The sequence below is a fragment of the Pseudonocardia sp. N23 genome (assembly GCF_002583555.1).
Taxonomy (GTDB): Bacteria; Actinomycetota; Actinomycetes; order Mycobacteriales; family Pseudonocardiaceae; genus Pseudonocardia.
Map to the genome: position 1 here is coordinate 139,726 of NZ_BEGX01000069.1, position 2,318 is coordinate 142,043.

A 2,318-nucleotide genomic window follows, 5' to 3' on the forward strand; every position below is an offset into this window, starting at 1 on the left:
CACCGTCGCCACCGTTCCCGTCGCCGCCGTTGCCGTTCCCGTTGCCCCGGTCGTTGCCGCCGTTGTCCGCGTTGTACTCGTCCGGGTTGTTGCCGGCGGTCGGCTGGGTCGTCGTGACCTCGGAGTAGGGCGGCGTGCCGATCGGGACGAACTTGGAGAACTGCTCGACGGGCGTGCCCTTGAGCGCCGCGTTCATGTACTGCTGCCAGATCGAGCCCGGCAGCATCCGGCCGTAGATCGGGCGGCCCGCGGAGTTCTTGATCGGCGAGTTGTCGTCGGTGCCGACCCAGACCGCGGTGGAGATCGACGGCGTGTAGCCGACCGTCCAGGCGTCGTTGTTCTGCCCGACGACGGAGCTCTGGACCGTTCCGGTCTTCGCGGCGACCGGTCGGCCGCCGGACAGCGCGATCGACGACGACGACGCGACGTCGGTCATCGACTCGGTCACGTTGCGCGCGACCTGCTGCGGGAACGCGCTCTGCCCCTGGACGGCGCCGACGTCGAACAGCACGCGCCCGTCGGACGACGTGACCTTGCTGATCAGGTACGGGTCGTGACGGACACCGTCGGCGGCGAAGGTGGCGAAGGCCGCCGCCATGTCGATCGGGTGGACCTCCTTGTCACCCAGGGAGATGCCACCGGTGGGGGTGGGCAGGAGGTCGGCCGGGATACCGGCCTGGTGGGCGGCGTCGGCGACCTTGGACGGGCCGATCGCGACGGCGATCTGGTAGAAGACGGTGTTGATCGACTGCGTCATCGCCGTCTTCACGGTGCAGTTCCCGCAGCTCACACCTTCGGAGTTCGACACCTTGGAGCCCGCGATGGTCATGGGCGAGGAGCCGTCGTAGGTCGAGCCGAGGCCGACGGGACTCGGCTGCTGCAGCGCGGCGGCGAGCACGAACGGCTTGAACGACGAGCCGGGCTGCTTGAGCACCTGCGCGTAGTCGAGCCCGACGCCGTTGTCCCCGCCGTAGTAGGCGAGCACCGCACCGGTCTTCGGGTCGACCGACACGAGTGACGTGCGCAGGTTGGCGGGCTGGCCCTTCATGACCTTCTGCGCCGCGTCGATCGCCGCCTGCTGCTTCTCGGGGTCGATCGTCGTGGTGATCGTGAGGCCCTCGGTGTTGATCTCGGTGTCCGAGATGCCGCGGGCCTCGAGCTCGGCACGGACCAGGTTGTAGATGTGGCCGCGGCTGTCGCCGGGGATGCCGCCGCCGGTGGGGGCGGGCTGCTTCCACTCGGGGAACTTCTGCGACGCCCGGTCGGCGGGCGAGAGCCAGCCCTGGCTGACCATGCCGTCGAGGACGAAGTTCCAGCGCTCGAGGGTCTTGTCGGGGGTCTTGGCCGGGTCCCACCGCGACGGCGACTGGATCATCCCGGCGAGCATCGCGCCCTCGGACACCGTCAGGTCGGAGACGTTCTTGCCGAAGTAGGCCTGGCTGGCGGCCTGGACGCCGTAGGCGCCGCGGCCGAGGTAGATGACGTTGAGGTAGTTCTCCAGGATCTGGTCCTTGGACAGCTCCTTGGAGATCTTCGCCGCGAGGACGACCTCCTTGTACTTGCGCCACAGGGAGAACTCGTCCTGCCCGGTGGTCACCTTGATGTACTGCTGGGTGATCGTCGAGCCGCCGCCGACGCCGCCGGTCACCTGGCTCCAGACGGCGCGTGCGATCCCGGTGACGTCGAACCCGAAGTTGGTGTAGAAGCTGCGGTCCTCGGCCGAGAGCACCGCCTGGCGCACCTGCAGCGGCACCTTGTCGAGGGTGACGTTGGTGCGGTTGATGTTGTCGGGTCGCACCGTCGCGAGCGGGCTGCCGTCGGTGTAGGTGAACGTCGCGACCTGGGTGATCTTGGCGTCGTTCGCGGTAGGCACCTGGAAGACGAGCCAGCCGATGACGAACGCGAGGATCGGGCCGAGGACGAACACGCCGGCGGCCACGTAGATCACCCGGCGGATGCGGCGCCACTTGCGCTTGCGGGCCGCCTCGGGAGTCAGGGGCGGCTCGTCACCACCACCCCCACGGCCGGGCCCGCCCGGGTCGCGCGGGCCACCGGGCCCACCGGGCCCGGTGCGGCCACGGGCCGACGGCGGACGCTGCGTCACCGTGGTGCGGGCCCGCGGGTCGACCCGCGGCGGCATCGGCTCGGCGCGCGGGGAGTCGTCATGGGTGAGCAGCGGGACGTCGCGGTTGGTGGGCGGCACGACCGACCGTCCGGGAGGCGGCGCACCGTATCCGGGCGGGGGCGGGCCGCCGGGCGGGCCCGTCGGGCGGGGCGGGCGCGGCGGCGGGCCCGCGGCGGGGCGGGGCGGACCGGGC

1 protein-coding gene is annotated in these 2,318 nt (G+C 71.1%); it reads right to left on the reverse strand.

From position 1 onward, the window contains the following. Positions 1 to 2,203: transglycosylase domain-containing protein (locus TOK_RS20505; protein ID WP_256387992.1), on the reverse strand; the 2,203-nt coding region annotated here is incomplete at its 3' end. Positions 2,204 to 2,318: the final 115 nt, after the last annotated feature.